At 66.1% G+C, this 19,003-nt stretch carries 16 protein-coding genes; 6 read left to right on the top strand and 10 right to left on the bottom strand.

The window, feature by feature from the left end:
* Positions 1-16: 16 nt before the first annotated feature.
* The 5 genes from R2910_09860 to R2910_09840 form a co-directional block, all read right to left on the bottom strand.
* Complete coding sequence (locus tag R2910_09860) at positions 17-2,074, bottom strand: copper-translocating P-type ATPase (GenBank protein ID MEZ4413276.1); 2,058 nt, start codon at positions 2,072-2,074, stop codon at positions 17-19.
* Positions 2,075-2,167: 93 nt separating this feature from the next.
* The gene (locus R2910_09855) at positions 2,168-2,608 is read right to left on the bottom strand and encodes a hypothetical protein (GenBank protein ID MEZ4413275.1); all 441 of its coding nucleotides are present in this window, start codon (positions 2,606-2,608) and stop codon (positions 2,168-2,170) included.
* Positions 2,609-2,851: 243 nt separating this feature from the next.
* Complete coding sequence (locus R2910_09850; GenBank protein MEZ4413274.1) at positions 2,852-6,097, bottom strand: CusA/CzcA family heavy metal efflux RND transporter; 3,246 nt, start codon at positions 6,095-6,097, stop codon at positions 2,852-2,854.
* The gene (locus R2910_09845) at positions 6,078-7,403 is read right to left on the bottom strand and encodes an efflux RND transporter periplasmic adaptor subunit (GenBank protein ID MEZ4413273.1); all 1,326 of its coding nucleotides are present in this window, start codon (positions 7,401-7,403) and stop codon (positions 6,078-6,080) included. The genes R2910_09850 and R2910_09845 overlap by 20 nt, the downstream gene beginning before the upstream one ends.
* The gene (locus tag R2910_09840) at positions 7,400-8,764 is read right to left on the bottom strand and encodes a TolC family protein (protein MEZ4413272.1); all 1,365 of its coding nucleotides are present in this window, start codon (positions 8,762-8,764) and stop codon (positions 7,400-7,402) included. Before R2910_09840 ends, R2910_09845 begins: the two co-directional genes overlap by 4 nt.
* Before the next feature lie 168 nt (positions 8,765-8,932).
* Between R2910_09840 and R2910_09835 the strand changes: the two genes are divergently transcribed.
* Complete coding sequence (locus R2910_09835; GenBank protein ID MEZ4413271.1) at positions 8,933-9,121, top strand: hypothetical protein; 189 nt, start codon at positions 8,933-8,935, stop codon at positions 9,119-9,121.
* A gap of 146 nt (positions 9,122-9,267) precedes the next feature.
* Here R2910_09835 and R2910_09830 read toward each other — a convergent pair whose 3' ends face one another.
* From R2910_09830 to R2910_09815, 4 genes are all read right to left on the bottom strand, one after another.
* Positions 9,268-9,858, bottom strand: coding sequence for a class I SAM-dependent methyltransferase (locus R2910_09830; GenBank protein ID MEZ4413270.1), 591 nt, complete (start codon positions 9,856-9,858; stop codon positions 9,268-9,270).
* A gap of 120 nt (positions 9,859-9,978) precedes the next feature.
* Positions 9,979-10,734, bottom strand: coding sequence for a rhomboid family intramembrane serine protease (locus R2910_09825; GenBank protein ID MEZ4413269.1), 756 nt, complete (start codon positions 10,732-10,734; stop codon positions 9,979-9,981).
* The gene (locus R2910_09820) at positions 10,731-11,198 is read right to left on the bottom strand and encodes an SRPBCC family protein (GenBank protein MEZ4413268.1); all 468 of its coding nucleotides are present in this window, start codon (positions 11,196-11,198) and stop codon (positions 10,731-10,733) included. The genes R2910_09825 and R2910_09820 overlap by 4 nt, the downstream gene beginning before the upstream one ends.
* A gap of 40 nt (positions 11,199-11,238) precedes the next feature.
* Positions 11,239-11,721, bottom strand: a complete 483-nt coding sequence (locus R2910_09815) for an SgcJ/EcaC family oxidoreductase (protein MEZ4413267.1) — start codon at positions 11,719-11,721, stop codon at positions 11,239-11,241.
* A 141-nt stretch (positions 11,722-11,862) separates the two neighbouring features.
* Here R2910_09815 and R2910_09810 point away from each other — a divergent pair, with 141 nt between their 5' ends.
* The 5 genes from R2910_09810 to cydB all read left to right on the top strand — a co-directional run bounded on the left by R2910_09810 (position 11,863) and on the right by cydB (position 17,643).
* Positions 11,863-12,585: a DUF1080 domain-containing protein gene (locus R2910_09810; GenBank protein ID MEZ4413266.1), complete on the top strand. Its 723-nt coding sequence runs from the start codon at positions 11,863-11,865 to the stop codon at positions 12,583-12,585.
* Positions 12,582-13,814 carry a nucleoside permease gene (locus tag R2910_09805; GenBank protein MEZ4413265.1) on the top strand — a complete coding sequence of 411 codons (1,233 nt, stop codon included), beginning with the start codon at positions 12,582-12,584 and terminating at the stop codon, positions 13,812-13,814. Before R2910_09810 ends, R2910_09805 begins: the two co-directional genes overlap by 4 nt.
* 11 nt (positions 13,815-13,825) lie before the next feature.
* Positions 13,826-15,166, top strand: a complete 1,341-nt coding sequence (locus tag R2910_09800; protein ID MEZ4413264.1) for a Gfo/Idh/MocA family oxidoreductase — start codon at positions 13,826-13,828, stop codon at positions 15,164-15,166.
* A gap of 117 nt (positions 15,167-15,283) precedes the next feature.
* Positions 15,284-16,606: a cytochrome ubiquinol oxidase subunit I gene (locus R2910_09795; GenBank protein MEZ4413263.1), complete on the top strand. Its 1,323-nt coding sequence runs from the start codon at positions 15,284-15,286 to the stop codon at positions 16,604-16,606.
* Between the two features lie 2 nt (positions 16,607-16,608).
* A complete protein-coding gene (gene cydB, locus R2910_09790; GenBank protein MEZ4413262.1) occupies positions 16,609-17,643 on the top strand; it encodes a cytochrome d ubiquinol oxidase subunit II in 1,035 nt (344 codons plus the stop codon).
* Between the two features lie 117 nt (positions 17,644-17,760).
* Here cydB and R2910_09785 read toward each other — a convergent pair whose 3' ends face one another.
* A complete protein-coding gene (locus R2910_09785) occupies positions 17,761-19,002 on the bottom strand; it encodes a Gfo/Idh/MocA family oxidoreductase (GenBank protein MEZ4413261.1) in 1,242 nt (413 codons plus the stop codon).
* Position 19,003: the final 1 nt, after the last annotated feature.

The following is a 19,003-nucleotide window of genomic DNA, read 5'->3' as shown; positions in this document are numbered from 1 at the left end:
CATTCCTCCTCCGCCGCTATATCTTTGCCCCCCGCAATGACACCGCGTTCAGCGCCACGATGATGCTTGACGCCGACATCAGCAGCGCCGACACCTCTGGTCGGAGCGACCAGCCCAGCGAGTTGTAGAACACACCCGCCGCCACCGGGATGGCCAGGAGGTTGTAGACGCTGGCCCAGGCCAGGTTCTGCTTCATCTTCCGGACCGTGGCCTTGCTCAGCCGGATGGCCCGCGCAATGTCAGCCGGGTCCGAGCGCATCAAGACCACTTGTGCCGCCTCAATGGCCACGTCAGTCCCCTTGCCGATGGCGATTCCGATGTCGGCCTGCGCCAGGGCGGGGGCGTCGTTGACACCATCACCCACCATCGCAACAAACTGCCCCTCGCGCTGCAGCGCCTTGACCTGCTCCGCCTTCTGCTCGGGCCGCACCTCTGCGAGCACCCGCTCGATCCCCACCGCGCGGGCCACACGCTCGGCGGTCTCGGTGAGGTCGCCGCTCATGAGCACCGGCACGATGTCCATGGTTTTGAGCTCCGCGATCGCCTCGGCCGCCGTCGGCCGGATCGCGTCGGTGATACCGATAACGCCGAGTACCGCGCCGCCGGCCGCCACCCAGACGAGGGAGCGTCCCTGCGCGGCCAGGGCAGATGCGCCCGATGCGAGTCGCCCGGGGTCCACGCCCGCGCTATCGAGCAGCGCTGCATTGCCGAGCAGAGTACGCTGGCCGGCCACGACCCCTTCCATTCCCTCGCCGGGCCGATCCGCCACCTCGGACACGCCTTCGGGTCCGGATAGCGACTGCTCCTCCGCAGCTGCGGCGATGGCGCGCGACAGCGGATGGGTGGACTTCCCCGCGAGCGCTGCCGCCCGGGTCAGCACCTCGTCGGCGGTTCGCCCCATGGCGGGGAGGACATCCGTCACGCTCGGCTTCCCCTCGGTGATAGTCCCGGTCTTGTCCAGCACGAGGGTATTGATCCGGCTGAGGCTCTCAAGGGTGGTGGCGTCCTTGATCAGGATATTGTGTTTCGCGCCGAGCCCGGTGCCGACCGCGACGGCGGTCGGGGTGGCGAGGCCGAGGGCGTCGGGGCACGCGATAACGACGGCGGAGATGGAAAAGGTGAGAGCAGTGAGGAAGGGGACGTCGGCGAGCAGACTCCAGCCCGCGAAGGTCAGCACGCCAGCGCCGACGGCCACCACGACCAGGATCGCGGCCGCCGTGTCGGCCAGCCGCTGGCGGGGCGCCTTGGAGTTCTGTGCCTTGGAGACGAGGTCGGCAATCTGTGCCAGCACGGTATCCTTGCCGACTCGGGTGGCGCGCATCGTCACCGCGCTACTCACGTTGATGGCGCCGCCAACCAGCGCGTCTCCGGGGCCGCGCTTGACCGGCCGGCTCTCCCCCGTGACAAGCGCCTCGTCCACGTCGGTGGCGCCCTCGGTGAGCTCGCCATCCACCGGTATCTTGTCGCCGGGGCGGAGCCGCAACAGGTCCCCGACGACCACGTCACTCGTGGGGACCTCCACCTCCTTGCCGTCTCGAAGCACGCGGGCGGTGGGCGGCACCAGGTCGAAGAGCGCGCGCAGCGCGTCCGAGGTGCCGCGCCGGGACTTCATCTCCATCCAGTGCCCGAACAGCACAAACGTCACGAGCATGCACGCCGCTTCGTAGTACGACGTCGGCTCGGCGATGATCGTCAGGTAGAGGCTTGAGAGCCAGGCGGCGAGCACGCCGGTGGCAATCAGCACCGACATGTCAAGTTGTCTGTTCTTCAGCGCGTGGTAGCTGCCGCTGATAAAGACCCAGCCCGCCCACCAGACCACAGGAACGGAGAGCCCCAACTCGACCCAGCCGGCCAGGGGCGGATGGAGAAGCATCGGTACACCGGGGATGTGCCCGGCGATCAGAGTGACGGGGATGGTGAAGGCCAGCGCCACCCAGAAGCGGCGCCGCATGTCCCGCTCCATTTCCTTGGCCATGTTCGGGTCGGCCATCATGGAGGCGTGGTCGTGAGTGGCGGGTTGGTGGCCCGTCATGTCCGCATGCTGGTGATGCTCGGATTTGTCGTGGCTGGTCATGCCACCTCACACGATATGATCAGGATGGTGTCAGTTGGCTGAGCCCGGCGGCCCCGGCGATGCCGGGACCGCCAGGTACTCAATCGAGCGCGGTCAATTGTGGGGCATCCCCTGATACATGGTCATCATCCGACGCATCCGCCCGATATGCGCCTGCATGCGAGCCTGCAGCGCGTCGCCGGACAGGGCCGGCATCGTCGTCAGGTCCTGCTGCACGGAATCATTGAGCGCCATCCAGCCGGCGTCACGCCGCATGTTCATGCCCTGCATTGCGGAGTCCATCATGTCCATCATCTGGGAAACCTGGGCGTCATGCGCCGTCATCATGGCGGTCATTTGTGTCGGTGTCATGATCGCCAGTGAGTCGAGTTGTGCACTCATCAGGGTCACCATTTGAGGCTCCTGCGTTGGCATCTGGGCTCCACCCATCATGCCACCAACGCCGGCCAATGATGCCCGGCTCGCGTCCGGCGTCGTGGTGCATGCCGCCAACGCGAGCGTGATAATCGCCAGGGCTCTGTAAGTCTTTCGCATGGTCGGATGCTCCTGTCCAACGGGTCGATTCGTTTCAAGCCGCCGCGGCTCGATCATACCGACAACGAGTCCGAGCTCCCCCGGGCGGTCGACGCGAGAGCCCATCCCTGCAATCAGGGGGGTGAGACAGGCGCCGACAATCCATCGAAGGAACTATTGGTGAATGCGCTCGAAGGAGCGATGGATGGATGACCAGGCTCGCAGACGCCGCGGGACGGCGGCTTCGGTGCCGGGGGTGGTGCTTCATGCCACCTCCCGTTCCTTCCACAGCGAGTAGATGGCAGGGATGACAAGCAAAGTCAGCAGCGTGCTGCTAACCATTCCCCCCACCATCGGCGCCGCGATCCGCTTCATCACGCTGGCGCCGGCACCCGTCCCCCACAGGATCGGCAACAGGCCAGCCATGATGGCGGTCACCGTCATCAACTTGGGCCGGACCCGCTCCACCGCTCCCTCCATAACGGCATCGTACAGGTCCTGGAGCGAAGGCACACGTCCCTCGGATCGTTTCGCCTGCCAGGCATGGTCGAGGTAGATGAGCATGATCACCCCGGTCTCTGCCGCGACCCCCGCGAGCGCGACGAACCCAATGGCCACCGCCACCGACCAATTGTAGCCGAGGAGCCAGATGAACCAGAGGCCGCCGACCAGCGCAAACGGGAGCGAGAGCATGACGATGGCGGTCTCGCCCAGCCGTCCAAAGTTGAAGTACAGGAGCAGGAAGATGATGGCCAGTGTCGCGGGCACCACGACCTTCAGCTTGGCGGCCGCGCGCTGCATGTACTCATACTGACCGCTCCACACGATGGTGTACCCCGTCGGCAGGACCACCGCCCGCTCCACCGCCGTGCGGGCCTCCGCGACATAGCTGCCGATGTCGCGGTCCCCGACATCGATGTACACCCAGGCCGTCGGTTGGGCACCCTCCGTTCGGACCACCATCGGCCCGGCCTCCTGACGGATGGTCGCGATCTGGCCGAGTGGGACGAACGTCTCGCCGCCCACTGCGGTGGCGTTGCCGCTGGAACCGGGCATGCCGCCGGCCATCGGGGTCCCCGCGGGGCCACCCAACCCGTGACTCACAGGGATCAGGACTGACGCCAGCCGCTCCGGGCTGTCCCGGAGCTCATGCGGGTACCTGATGCGGACGCCGTAACGCTCCCGGCCTTCGACTGTCTGGGTGACGGTCATTCCTCCAACAGCCGTGGCGATGACCGTCTGCACGTCCCCGACGTTCAGCCCATGGCGCGCGGCTTCTGCCCGATCAATGTCGATGTCGAGGTAGTACCCCGAGACCGAGCGCTCGGCGAACGCGCTGCGCGTCCCTGGGATTGTGCGAACGGCTTCTTCCACTTCGCGGCCAAGCCGCTCAAGCTCGCCGAGGTCGGGGCCGAAGATCTTGACGCCGACCGGCGTTCGGATGCCGGTGGCCAGCATGTCAATCCGTCCCTTGATCGGCATGGTCCAGGCGTTGGTAGTGCCTGGCAGCCGCAGCGCGGAATCCATGGCCGCGATGAGTTTGTCGCTCGTCATCCCCGGGCGCCACTCGGATTCCGGCTTGAGGGTGATGGTTGTTTCGATCATGTCGAGCCCTGCCGGGTCGGTGGCGGTGTTCGCCCGCCCCGCCTTGCCCCATGCATGCTCAACCTCGGGAAAGCTCATCAGGATCTGATCCTGAATCCGCAACAACTCCCGTGCCCGTGCGATGCTGATCCCCGGCAGTGTGGTCGGCATGTAGAGAATCGTGCCCTCGTGCAGGGGTGGCATGAACTCGCTCCCTAGCCGCCGCCACGGAATCCAGCTCAGCGTCACAGCCATGACGGCCACCGTGACGACGGACCAGCGATGCCGCAGCACATACGCGATCATCGGCCGGTACCACCGGATCAGGATCCGGTTGATCGGATTGGCCGTTTCCCGGTAGAGCCGCCCGCGGATGAAGAGCCCCATCGTCACCGGCACCAACGACACGGCCAGGATGCTCGCCGCGGCCATGGAAAAGGTCTTGGTGAATGCGAGCGGGTGAAACAGTCGCCCCTCCTGGCCGCCGAGGGTGAAGACCGGAATGAACGAGACCGTGATGATCAGGAGCGAAAAGAAGAGGGCTGGCCCGACCTCCCTGGCGGACGCTCCGACGATGCGCCAGCGCTCCGAGGTGGAAAGGAGGACGGTGGTGTAGGACGCCTCCGTCACCGATTCGCCGGCATGCTTCAGCTTGACGTCCACCGCGCGTTCGAGGTGCTTGTGCATGTTCTCGATCATCACGATGGCGGCGTCGATCATCGCGCCGATGGCGATGGCAATCCCGCCCAGCGACATGATATCCGCCCCGACCCCGACCCACCGCATGGCGATGAAGGCCATGAGAATGCCGACCGGCAGGGTGAGAATCGCGACGAGGGCCGAGCGGGCGTGCAACAGGAAGATGATGCAGACCAGCGCCACGATCAGGCTCTCTTCCAGCAGCTTTTCCCGGAGGGTCGTGATGGCCCGCTCGATGAGTTCACTGCGGTCATAGACCGGCCGCACAATCACCCCCGGCGGGAGCCCCGGCTGCACATCGGCCAGCTTCGCCTTGACCCGCTTGATGGTGGTCAGCGCATTCTCGCCAGAGCGCATGATCACGATTCCGCCGACGGCGTCCCCGCGTCCATCGAGTTCGGCGATCCCCCGCCGGCCCGCCGGCCCTATGCTGACACGCCCCAGCTCGGCCACCCGGATTGGCGTCCCGCTGCGGGTGGCACCGACGACCACATTTTCGATGTCGCTCAGGCTCTTGAGGTATCCGAGGCCGCGCACCATGTACTCGCGCTCGGTCAGCTCGACCACCATGGCGCCGACGTCGGAGTTGGCGTTCTGGATGGCGGTCATCACCGCCGTGATCGGCACCCGGTAGGCAAGGAGACGCGCCGGGTCGAGGTCCACCTGGTATTGTTTCTCGAATCCACCGATGGAGGCGACTTCGGACACACCGGGTACGGCCGTCAGGGCGTACCGCAGCTGCCAGTCCTGGATGCTTCGCAGCTCGGCCAGTGTTTTCTGCCCAGTGGTATCCTCGATGCTGTACTGGAACACCCAGCCGAGGCCGGTGGCGTCGGGTCCGAGAATCGGCGTGACGTTGGCCGGGAGCTTGCCCTGAATTCCATTCAGGTACTCGAGGACCCGGGAGCGGGCCCAGTAGAGATCGGTGCCGTCCTCGAAGATCACGTACACGAAGGAGACGCCGAAGAACGAGTAGCCGCGTACCACGCGGGCGCCCGGGACCTTGAGCATTTCCGCCGCGATGGGATAGGTCACCTGGTCTTCCACAATCCGTGGCGCCTGCTCGTTGAACTCCGCCTGGACGATCACCTGCACATCGCTCAGGTCGGGAATCGCCTCGAGCGGCGTCGACCGAACGGCGAGGACGCCGCCGATGATCACGGCGGCCGTGAAGAGCAGCACGAGCAGGCGGTTGTGCAGCGACCAATCAATGATCCGTGTGAGCATTGGCCCCTCCTGTCACTGGCGCCGGCATGGTCATGCCGGGCATGGTCGGGGGCGCTGGTGTCGCGCTGTCGTGTGGGGCGCTGCGCCTACTCGGTGCCTTCATGTCCATGCCGGGCATGTCGCCCATTCCGCCCATGGCGGCGCCGAGGTTCGACTCGGCATCGAGCAGGAAGGTCCCGGACGCGACGACCCGTTCGCCCGCAGCGAGGCCGCCGAGGATCTCGATGCGGTCGTCGGTCGTGGCCCCAAGCGTCACGTTTCTCGGCGTGAACATGCCGTCCGGGTCGGCGACGAACACGAAGTTCCGCTCCCCGGTGGCAAGGACAGCCGACCGCGGCACCGTCAGCGTCTGTCGGGCCTGTCCTCGGAACCGGATGGTGGCGTACATCCCGGGCTTGAGGGCAAGATCGGCGTTTGGCAATTCCACCCGGATGCGCCCGGTGCGGGTTTCAGGGTCGAGTGTCGGGTACACGTACGTGATGCGGCCCTTGCGCTGGGTCCCAGGCAGTGCGGGAAATTCCGCCGTGACTTCAAGCCCCGGGCGTGCAGCGAGAAGGTCAGGCTCGAACACCTCGCCTTCCAGCCAGATGACGCTCAGGTCGGCAATCGTGTAGAGCGGCTGTCCGGCCATGATCTGCTGCCCGACCAGGACCGGCTTGTCCACCACGATGCCGGACACGGGGGCCGTGAAAGGCACCGCCTTTCGCACCTGCCCACTCCGCTCAATGGTGGCGATGACGTCTGGCGCGACATCCCAGTAGGCCAGGCGCCGGCGAGCCGAGCGCAGCAGGTCCTCCGCTCCAGCCTGTGCGGAGGGGGTGCCGGAGGCGACCTCCGCCGCGAGCCGATGCGCGATGAGCAGCTCCTCCTGGGCGCTCACCAGCATCGGTGAGTAGAGATCAAGCAGTGGTTGTCCCTTCCGCACCGGTTGTCCCGTAATGTTCACGTACAGGCGCTCCACCCAGCCGTCGACCTTGAGGGCTACGGTTGCGACACGCGTCTCGTCATACGAGACCTGGGCTACCGTGCGCACCTCGCGCTCCATCGGGCCCAGAATCGCCTCCTCGGTGGTGATGCCGATGCGACCAGCCTCTTCGGCGGAAAGCATGATGGACTCGGCGCTGTCCGTGAGCATCGCGGCGCCATGGTCATGGGCTGCTGCAGTATCCGTTGGGGGGGGGGGCGCGGTGTGGGTGACCGAGTACACGAACCCTGCGGTAGCCAGAAGCACCACCACGGCCAGTCCGGCCAGGAGTCGCCGCCGGCGTGTCGTGGTCGGAGGGCCCGAAAACGGAGAGGTGGTCATTGGGCGCCTCCTGGCGCGGTGGGGTCGGGCATATCGATGGTCGCGACGATCGGCCGCGCGGTCACCATCTCGAGTTCGGCCAGCGCCTGTCCCTGCGCGGCGTCGAGGCGGATGACCTGGATGCGATAGCCGTAAACCGTCGTGAATGCGTCGAGAAAGGTCATGAAGTCCACGCTCCCCACCTGGTAAGCGGCGCGGGCGGAGTTGAGGGTCGCCTCGGCCTGCGGCAGGAGAGTCTGTGCATAAATGGCGCGGAGGGCACGGGTCCGGTCGATTTCGGCGATCAACTCGGCGACACGCCCCCGCGTGTCGGCCTGCATGGCCCTGAGGTCGTCGGTGGCCATCTGTCGCATCGCTGCCGTCTCGTCCCGCATCTTCAGCTGGCGGCTCCCCGCCCAGATCGGCACCGACGCTCCGAGCATGAAGCTCATCATCTGGCCAGTGCCGCCGTCCGTCATCGGCTGCCGTCCGTAGATCACGCCGAGTTCGAGGTCTGGCCAGATCTCACGCTGCGCGAGTCGCTCCGCGGCCGTGGCAGCCCGGACCCGCTCGGCCCCGGCTTGCAGCATGCCCCTTGAATCCATCGCTTCATCAATCAACCAATCGGTCGCGGGGATGCTGTCGGGAAACCGTGGCAGCATAGGCATGCCCGTCGGTGTGTTCGGCGGACGGTCCAGGACCGTGTTCAGTCGAGTCGCCATGGTCCGGCCCATGGCGTCCATCTCCGCCACCTGGCCGGTCATTCTCCCGATCTCGAGCTGTGCCCGAAGGACATCCGCCTGCCTTGCCTCCCCCACCGAATACATGCCATTCACGGTGGACGACACCGCCTCGAGAAGCTGAAGGGTCTCCTGCATGATCGTGAGCGTTCCCTCGGCCTGGTAGAGGTCGTAGAAGGCGGCGGCGGCCCGGGTGCGCTGCTCCCAGATCGATTCGCCCACCCAGGCGCGTTCGGCGTCCGCGCGTGCCTGCGCGACGTCCCCCGCCAGACCCAGCTTGCCGGTGCCCGGAATCGGAAACATCTGGGTCAGTTGAACCTGGTTCATGCCCAGGATTGGCATGAATTCGAACCCGGGGAGCTGACGGTTCATGGTGGCCAGTTGCAGCCGCGGATCGGGGAGGCGGCGATTGCCCGGGACGCGGGCGAGGGCGGCGTCAGCCGAGGCTCGCGCCGCCGCGATTCTCGGGTTGAGACTGTCCACCGCGCGGTAGAGCGCGTCGATGGTCAGCTGGTCCGGGGCGCTCTGGCCAGCCACTTGGAGCGTCAGCAACGTGCTGAGGAGTATGACCGGGAGCATGCGTCGCACGGCTTGATGGAGCCATGCGGCGCGATACGCCGGGGAGGGCGATCGCCTGTTCATTTCCTGATCCTGGTTTGTGTGGCACCACGTGCACGCATCGTGCACCCGGCGAAGTCACCAACACATGCGGATCAGGCGATGGGAGGGGGTGTTTCCGGGGGAGAGACAACAGAATGGAGGACCGCGGGTTCACGCCCCACGGAATGGATGGTCATCGGAGGGGCGGCCATGTCGAAGGTGCCCACTGACGCGAGCCCTGTCTGGGCGCATCCTGCCATGGCGAGGCAGGTCGACGATGAATGCCTGGAATGGGAGTCTGGCGCCGTCGGCACGCAGGGATCCGTCGGCCCATGGTCCATCGGGCCATCGTGGGACATGCCGCTCATGCCACCCGCGCTCGCGGCCGACGCACTGTGATGGTCGCCGGCGCACAACGGCTGACCCCCAAAGGCGGCGAACTGTACCGCCATCAGGGTCATCACTCCAGAGACCAGCCTGCGTACGATCATTGGAGGAAGGTATGCTCAGGTACGGCGAAGTGCCAGTAAAGCGGCCGAGAGGGTCTATCCCGGCTTGCGCGCCACCACCTGCACCACGGCGCTCCGGCCGCGGTGGAACTGGCCTTCCTGCACCTCCCGCTCGAGGGCGGCGGCGTGCGTCAACTCGAGTCCATCGAGCTCGGCGCGCAGGGCATCCAGCGTCGGCATGAGTTCGGGGTTGGTTGGGCCGCCGGTTCCGTGCCGGAGCTGATCGGGTGAATAGGCCTCGAGGATGAACACCCCGCCCGGCGCCAGGCCGCGCACCACCTGGGTGTGCACGCGACGGCGGAGCGGGGGTGGCAGGTGGACGAAGATGGAGACGATCCCCGACCACGCGCCCGGTTCGATCACATAGTCGGCCAGGTCGACGACCTGCGTGGTGAGGTGTACCCCGCGCGCGGCGGCGAGACGCTGTGCCTTGGCGAGTCCCACGGCCGAGGCGTCGACGGAGGTGACGTCATGGCCGAGGGTGGCGAGGAAGACGCCATTGCGGCCCTCGCCGTCGGCGATCGAGAGGACCCGGCCCTTCGGAATACGCGGCGCCACCGAGGCGAGAAAATCGTTAGGTTCGGTGCCGTAGACATAGTCGGGTGAGGCGTATCGTTCATCCCACATACAGTGATCCGTTCAGAATATCGCTTGGACTGGACCCCGGCTTTCGCCGGGGTGACGACTTTGTCACATTCCTGCCCCGCTGCCCCGCTGCCCCGCTGCCCCGCTGCCCCGCTGCCCAACCTACCTCTTGCTGAACCGCTCCAGGAATTCCTTCTCGCCGTCCGTGAGCCGTGCCACCCCTTCCCGCTGCAACTTGGCCATGACCCGGTCGAGTTCCTCGAGATTGACGGGGTGCAATCCCTCACGTGTGATGTGGGACCAGCGGGCGATGGCCGATGTGGAGGTGGGCGTTGGCGGCACGATGGTGGCCCGCGCCTGGAACCGCCGTGCCCCGCTGGTCCGCTCCATCACCTTGAGATAGATCCATGCGCCGGCCATACCGCCGAGGTGCGCAAAGTGGGCGATGCCGTCTCCCCCCCCGCCGAACCCGGAGATGAGCGAGAAGACCGTCAGCCCCGCCACCAGCCAGCGGATCTCGATGGGCAGCACGCCCCAGATGTGCACCACCTCGCGCGGCCAGTAGTACGCGAAGGCGAACATCACGCCGTACACGGCTCCCGAGGCGCCGATGACGCCGATCATCGGGCTGGTGAACGACAGCAAACCACCCATGACGCCACTGGCAAAGTACAACCCGAGGAAGCGGCGGCTTCCCAGCCGGGCCTCGATCCGCGGCCCGAAGAAGAAGAGCGCGATCATGTTGAAGAAGATGTGCCCGAGGCTGCCGTGCAGGAACATGTAGGTGACGATGGTCCACGGCCGGCTGAGAATCAGGGCCGGGACAAACATCAACGCGTCGCCCAGCCCTGGAACGATCAGCGTCAGGCCGTACATCAGCACATTCAGGAAGATCAGTCGGGCAACCCAGGGTGTCATGCAACCTCAAGCAGGAGCTGGCGGACGACATCGGTGCGATGCCGGAATATACGGTCGAGCTGGCGCCGGACGATCGGGTGGACCAGCCGGCCCAATGGGCCGAACGGGAGGCGGTACCGGACCTCGTCCTCAATGAGGGTGCCGTCTGGCGTCTCCGTGAAGGTATGCCGATGGATCCATTGGGCGTAAGGGCCCCGCAACTGGATGTCCTCGAAGGAGAACGGGGGATCCCACCGGCTGATCTCGGTGCGCCACCGCATCGGGAGGCCGTGAAGGCGGATCCGGTAGTCGATCAGCGCGCCCGCGCGCATGGTGATCGGCTGGGGGGTGAGGATTTCGAAGCCGAGTTCGGGCGGGGTGATCCGCCCGAGATTGGCGGCATCGGCGAAGAACTGGAAGACCTGGGGGCGGGGGAGCGGAATCGAGAGCCGGCAGGTCAGGAGGTGCTCGGGAGTGGTTGGCATGCGCCTCCTACCCCCGAACACCCGCTGGAGTTCAAATGGGCTACTGGGCGCTCGATGACGGCGGCGCGTTGTCGCTGTTCCAGATGTCGCGCTCCATGAGCCAGGTGCCATCGATCTTCTTCCAGGCGGCCAGGTACTTGCCGTTGTCGCTGAAGGTCGAGCCGTTCGGCATGGGCATGGTGACAGACCAGGTGCCTTCCTCCATGGCGATATCGCCGGAGGCGGCGACCACGACTACCACTGGCTCGATGACCATCTTGACGTTCAACTGCTGCATTCCGGCAAAGAACTGCTGAATGGCCGCCGGGCCGTCCAACCGCTCCTGGTTCGGCGGCAAGAGGGACGCATCCTGGGCATACACGGCGCTGAGCGCCTGGGTGTCGTACGCCGCGAGGGCGGCATTCAAGGCGGTCACCTGGGCGCGAATGGCCTGTTCTTCGGCGGCGGTGTCGACCTTGGGCGCCGCCGGCTGGCAGGCGGCGAGCAGGGGCAGCAGGAACAGGGACGCGAGATGGCGGCGCATGCGGACTCCGTAAGGGATTGTGGAGGGGAGATTATGCACCGGGAGAGGCCGAAGCACCAGCCCCCGGCGCTTGCCAAGGCGCCGTTCGGGTGCGAACGTAACGGGGTCCGAATTCCCGTCCCTTCCACCGCCGAGCCTTGCATGCCCCTGCCGCCATCCGGCCGCGCCGTCCTGGTCGCCACCCTCCTCACCCTCACCGTGAGCGCACCCGTGACCCTGACAGCCCAGCAGGCCCCCCGGAATACGCTGACCCAGGCCGAGCGGGCGGGTGGATGGCAGCTCCTTTTCGATGGCAGTACGACTGCCGGGTGGCGGGGGTTCCGGATGGACTCGGTGCCCGCCAACTGGCAGGTGATCGACGGCGCGCTGACTTGCGTCGGGGATGGCGTGGATCTCCTCACCGACCAGACGTACGCCGGCTTTGAGCTGCAGCTCGAGTGGATGATTGCCCCGAAGGGGAACAGCGGCATCCTCTACCGGGTGACGGAGGCTGAGGATGAGACCTACTGGACCGGTCCTGAGTATCAGCTCCTCGACGACGCCGGTCAGCCACCTGGACTGACGCGCATCACGGCAGCCGGAGCGGTGTATGCGCTTTATCCCGCGCCGGAGGGGCTGGTCAAGCCAGCGGGGCAGTGGAACACGACGCGGATCGTGATCAAGGACAACAATGTCCAACACTGGCTCAACGGAACGTTGGCGGCGCAGTACGTCCTCGGCAGCGCCGATTTCAACGAGCGAGTGGCCAAGAGCAAGTTCTCGAAGTGGCCCGCCTTCGGGAAGGCGGCGACGGGGCATATCGCCCTGCAAAGCCACGGCGGTCGAGTGGCATTCAGGAATATCAAGATTAAGGTCACTCCATGACCGGCGGGGCAGCCGGGCAGGGGGGCAGCGGGGCGGTCAAGACGAAGCTGTCGATCATGATGTTCCTGCAGTTCTTCATCTGGGGCGCCTGGTTCGTCACCATGGGCACCTACCTCGGCCAGACCCTGCAGTTTGACGGCGAGCAGATCGGGCTCGCCTACGGTGCGCTGGCCATCGCCGCCATCGTCTCCCCGTTCTTTGTCGGCATGGTGGCAGACCGGTTCTTTGCCACCGAGCGCATACTCGCCCTGCTTCACCTGGCAGGCGCCGCCATGCTCTGGTGGGCCTCGACGCTCACCACCTTCGGGTCCTTCTATCTGGTCCTGATCGGCTACGGCCTCTGCTACATGCCGACGCTGGCACTCACCAACTCGATTGCCTTTGACCATGTTCGCGATCCAGGCAGGGAATTTCCGGCCATCCGGGTACTCGGCACCATTGGCTGGATCGTGGCTGGCTTGATGGTCGGGCGGATGGGACTCGAGGCAACGGCCGCGCCGATGCAACTGGCAGCCGGTGCCTCCGTGGTCCTGGGCCTCTTCTGCCTCCTGCTTCCCCACACGCCGCCCCACGCTGCGGGCAAGCCGCTCAGCGTCCGCGACGTGCTTGGGCTCGACGCCCTGGCGCTCCTCAAGGACCGCTCCTTCGCGACCTTCGTGCTGGGTTCGTTCCTCCTCTGCATCCCGCTCCAGTTCTACTACGCCTTCACGAATCTCTTCCTCAATGAGGCGGGAATGGCGGAGCCAGCGAGCAAGATGACGCTCGGCCAGATGTCCGAGATCGGCTTCATGCTGCTGCTGCCGTGGTTCCTGAAGCGGTGGGGGGTGCGGCGGATCCTCCTGGTTGGCATGCTCGCCTGGGCGGTGCGGTATTTCTTCTTTGCATACGGCAACGCCGGCCCCGCCATCTGGATGCTGTATGCCGGCATCCTCCTCCATGGCATCTGCTACGACTTCTTCTTCGTGACCGGCCAGATCTACACCGATGAGCAGGCGGGTCCGAATATCCGGGCGGCGGCGCAGGGCTTCCTCGCCTTCCTGACCCAGGGTGTCGGATACCTGATCGGCGCCTGGGCGTCCGGACGCGTCGTGCAGCATTTTGTGCTCGCCGGCGGCGGGCACGACTGGCGCGGCATCTGGCAGGTGCCCGCCATCGGAGCGGTCGTCATCCTCCTTGTCTTTGCGCTTCTCTTCCGGCCCGCGTCGGCGCGGGCCTCCACCCCGGCCTGACGGACACCGACATGACCAAGACCCATCCCACCCGGCGGGACTTCGTTGGCAGCGTGGCGGCGGCGAGCACCGCCTTCACCATCGTGCCGCGGCACGTACTCGGCGGTCCCGGCTATACGGCCCCGAGCGATCTGCTCAACATGGCGTGCATCGGCGTGGGCGGCATGGGGGAGAACGACGTGAAGGGGGTGTCGAGCCAGAACATCTACGCCCTGTGTGACGTGGACCTGAAGCAGTCGGAGGACACCTTCCGGAAGTATCCGAACGCCAAGAAGTACCGCGACTACCGGGAGCTGTTCGACCAGGAAGCCAAGCACATCGATGCGGTGACGATCACCATCCCCGACCACGGCCACGCCGCCGCCGCGATGATGGCGCTCCGTGCCGGGAAGAACGTCTACTGCCAGAAACCGCTGGCGCGGACGCTCACGGAAGTGCGCACCCTCAAGGCGCAGGCGGCCAAGACCAAGGTGGCCACCCAGATGGGAAACCAGGGACACACCGGTGAGGGGATCCGGATCCTGCGGGAGTGGATCGAGGCCGGCGTCATCGGGACCGTGCGCGAAGTCCAGTACTGGACCAACCGTCCGATCTGGCCGCAGGGGATGGACCGGCCCACCGACCTGCATGCCCCGCCCCTGACCATGGACTGGAATTTGTGGCTGGGCCCGGCGCCGGAGAGGCCATATAACCCGGCCTACGCGCCTTTCCGCTGGCGCGGCTGGTGGGATTTCGGCACCGGCGCCCTGGGTGACATGGCCTGTCACGGCATGGACGCCGCCTACTGGATTCTCGATCTCGGGTACCCGGAACGGATCATTCCCGAATCCACCCAGCGCTACCTTGAGACGGCGCCGAAGTCGAGCCGGGTGGAGTACCAGTTCCCGGCCAAGGGGAAGCGCCCGGCGGTGAAGGTGGTCTGGCGCGACGGCGACCTCCGCCCACCGCAGCCGGTCGGATTGCCGATCACGATGGAGTGGCCACCGGCCGACATCGGTGGACAGCTCTGGATCGGCGATGACGGCGCCCTGATTGCCGGGATGTACGGTGAAGACCCGATCCTGCTCGACCCGAAGCGCGACGCCGAGGTGCGTGCCAATCCACCGCTGAAGGTGTACCCGCGCTCAAAGGGCGTGTACGATGAATTCATCGAGGCGTGCAAAGGGGGGCCGGCGCCGCTTTCGAGCTTCGACGGCTACGCGGGTGGGCTGACGGAAATGGTGCTGCTGGGATGCCTGGCCATCCGGGCGGGGCAGACGCTGCAGATTGACCCGGCCACGGGCAACGTGACCAACATGAAGTTGCCGGATGAATGGATCACCCCTCAATACCGGAGTGGCTGGACCCTCTAGACCCCAGCCACCTTCGCGTGCTTCGTGGTTTCTTTGCGCCTTTGCGGTGAGAATCCTTTACCGCAAAGACGCCAAGAGGCGCGAAGGGCGCAAAAAGTACCTGACTAAGGCCACACCATGCCCTGGGATCGGCTGCAGTTCGCATTCACCGTCACGTATCACTACCTCTTTCCCCAGCTGACCATGGGGCTGGCGCTCCTCATCGTCATTTTCAAGTGGCAGCACCTCCGCACCAACGACGCGCGCTGGGGTCGGGCGGCCAGATTCTGGGCGCGCATCTTCGGCATCAACTTCGCGGTCGGTGTGGTCACCGGCATTCCCCTTGAATTCCAGTTCGGGACCAACTGGGCGGCCTTCTCGACCTATTCGGGAGGCGTCATCGGGCAGACGCTGGCCATGGAAGGGGTGTTTGCATTCTTCCTCGAGTCCACGGTGCTCGGGCTGTTTCTCTATGGCGAGAAGAAGCTGGGCCCGCGGATGCATTTTGCCACCGCGGTGCTCCTCTGCCTGGGCAGCTGGGCGTCGGGGTACTTCATCGTGGCCACCAACGCCTTCATGCAGCATCCGGTTGGATATGTCCTCGACGCCTCCGGCGCACTCCAGGTCAGCTCGTTCGCCGCATTTCTGCTCAACCCGTGGGCATTGTGGCAGTACGCGCACACCATGAGCGCAGCCGTGATCACCGGCTCATTTGTGGTCGCCGCGGTCGGAGCATTCTGGCAGCTGAGCGACCGGCACGTAGAGGACGCCCGGACCTTCCTGCAGGTGGGCGTGCTGTGCGGCCTCATTGCTACCGTGACGCAGATCATGCCGACCGGCGACCAGCGCGGCAAACTGGTGGCCCGCGATCAGCCGGTCGGGCTGGCGGCCATGGAGGGTGTCTTCGAGGGCGGTCCCGAGGCGCCACTCGCCATCATTGGACAGCCGAACATGAAGGCTGGCCGGCTCGACAACCCGATCGAGGTTCCCGCGGTGCTGAGCTTTCTGGCCTACGGATCCTTCGGCAGCACTGTGCAGGGGCTGAACGATTTTCCGAGGGAAACCTGGCCGGACAACATCCCGCTGCTCTACTATGCCTATCACATCATGGTCGGTCTCGGCACCCTGATGCTCGGACTTATGGCGGTGAGCGCCCTGCTGCTCTGGAGAAAGCGACTCTTTGATACACCAGCCGTGCTCTGGGCACTCATGCTGGCATTTCCCTTCCCCTACATCGCCACCACCGCCGGATGGCTCACGACCGAGCTGGGCCGGCAGCCGTGGATCGTCTATGGACTGATGCACACCCAGGCGGGTGCCTCTCCGTCGGTCAATGAGGGCGAAGTCGTCTTCACAACCCTCGGGTTCATGGGCCTCTACCTGGTGGTCGGACTGCTCTTCCTCTATCTCATCGCGCGCGAGTTGCATCACGGTCCCCAGCCGCTTGCCGGGGAGGCGTGACCATGGCGGCGCTCTGGTTCGGGTTGCTGGCCGGGATGCTGGCCGTGTATGCGGTGCTCGACGGCTTCGATTTTGGCGTCGGTGTGCTGCACCGGTTCGTGGCCCGCACCGACGCGGAGCGGCGCCAGGTGCTGGCCACGATCGGGCCGGTATGGGACGGCAACGAGGTGTGGTTGATCGCGTCGGGTGGGGTCCTCTTCCTGGCCTTTCCTGCCGCCTACGCCTCGGGGTTCAGCGGCTTCTACCTGCCCCTCATGATCGTGCTCTGGCTGCTGATCCTGCGCGGGCTCTCGATCGAACTGCGCTCCCACGAGGCACATCCGCTCTGGCGCGCCTTCTGGGACGCGACGCTGCAGCTCGCGTCGGTGCTGATGGCGATTGTCCTCGGTGCGGCGCTCGGCAACGTGATCCGCGGCGTGCCGCTGGACGCGTCAGGATACTTCCAGCTTCCACTCTTTGGGAACTTCTCGCCCTGGGGACCGACCGGGGTGCTCGACTGGTACACCGTGGCGGTCGGCGTCCTGACGCTCGCCATCCTGACCCTGCACGGCGCACTCTACCTCGTCTGGAAGGCGGAGGGGCCGGTCGCGGAGCGCGAGCTCGCGATCGCCCGCCGGATGTGGTGGGTGGTCGCTGTCTTCGGTGTGCTGGCGACGGCGATGACGTGGAAGGTGCAGCCGGGGCTCTATGCCATGGTCGGGAGCCGGGTCTGGCCGATGGCTCTGGTGGCGGTCGCGCTCGCGGGCTACCTCAGCGTGCCCATCCGGCTCAATCGGGGAGAGGAGCGGAGCGCCTTCCTGGGCTCGGCCGCGTTCGTCCTATGCATTCTGGCCGCGACGGCCGCCGGTCTCTATCCGAACATCCTCAGCTCCAACATCGACCCGCAGTTCTCCATCACGGCGCAATCGGCGCAGGCAGGCGGATATGGTTTGCGGGTCGCGCTAATCTGGTGGGTGCCGGGAATCCTGCTGGCGGTGGGCTACTTTGCCCACCTCTTCTGGCGGTTTAAGGGGAAGGTGTCGGCGGGAGGGGTCTGAGAACCGCTTCCATCACGAATGGACCCCGGCTTTCGCCGGGGTGACGTTTCGTAGAGCTTCCGGCCCCGCTGCCCCGCTGCCCCGCTGCCCCGCTGCCCCGCTGCCCCGCTGCCCCGCCTACCCCCTCCACGTCCCCTTCGCCACCTTCGGCACGAAGCCGTCCAGCCCGCGCGGTGGGAACCGGACCGTCTTCCCCGACTCCGCGCTCATGTAGGCCGCCATCAGCGTCCGCACCACTTCCACGCCGTCGTCGAAGGTGAGCCTGGGCTTTTCCAGGCCGAGGAACACCCGCACAAAGTGCCGGTCTTCCGCTTCATAGCCGTAGGCCATCGGTTCGTTGGCCACCACCGGCATCTGCCCCTGCTCGGCGTTCTGCTTTTCCACCAAGTCTTCCCCCTCGCGCCCCTTCACCTCCCGGCTGAAGAAGAGCTTGAGCCCGCTGTCGAGGGTGTTCCAGCTCATCGAGTACTCGGGCCCGAGCAGCTCGGCCGAGAGCCGGAGGCCGGCACCGACGAAACTCCACGAGGTGGTGGCTTCCCCGAGCACGGTGTGTCCGCTGTCGGTCTCGAACTCGATGGTGACGCTGGCAAAGTCCTCCGCCGGGCGTCGGGCGTAGTCCACGGCGGGGCCCATCGTCTTCTTCAGGCGCCGCACATATTCTGGCCGCGACCACTTCAGGCTGGCGATCCGACCGGTGATGCTGACCGGCCGCACCGACGAGCGGGGCGCGCCGGGCTTGGTCAGGAGGTGTCGCACCACCTCCACTGAATGGCACATCATGTCGTTGAGCACCCCGCCACCCTGCAGCTTCCCTTGCCAGAACCAGGGCATGTGTGGACCACTGTGCTCCTCGGCGGCGCGCGCCAGGTAGGGCCGGCCGGTAGTTGCCGCCCCGCGGGCCCAGATGAGGGAGCGGCCGTATTCCACCTGCGGGCTGAAGAGCTGGTTTTCCAGGTAGCCGTGGGCGAGGCCAGCCTTCTTCGTCATGGCGGCTACCTGCTTCGCCTCCTTCACCGTGCGCGCGAGCGGTTTCTCGCAGGCGAGCCCAAGCAGCTCACCCTTCCCGCGAGTGACCGCATCGGTGATTTCCTCGACATTCTCGATCCGCGCGTGGTTCGGTCCGCAGAGCCAGATGGCGTCGATGGCGGGGTCGGCCACCATCTCCGTGATTGAGCCGTAGGCCTTGGCGCGGCCGACATCAAGCTTGCGCGCAAACGCGGCGGCGTCTGCCGCATTCTTCTTGTTCGGGCTCCAGACGCCGAGGACATCGGCATCCCGGACACCCTGCCAGGCCTGCATGTGAAAGCGGGTGTTGAACCCGCTGCCGATGAATCCGACGCCGAGTCGACGCTTGGCCATG

The organism is Gemmatimonadales bacterium (assembly GCA_041390145.1).
Taxonomy (GTDB): domain Bacteria; phylum Gemmatimonadota; class Gemmatimonadetes; order Gemmatimonadales; family GWC2-71-9; genus SPDF01.
This window is presented reverse-complemented; position numbering and strand designations above follow the sequence as displayed.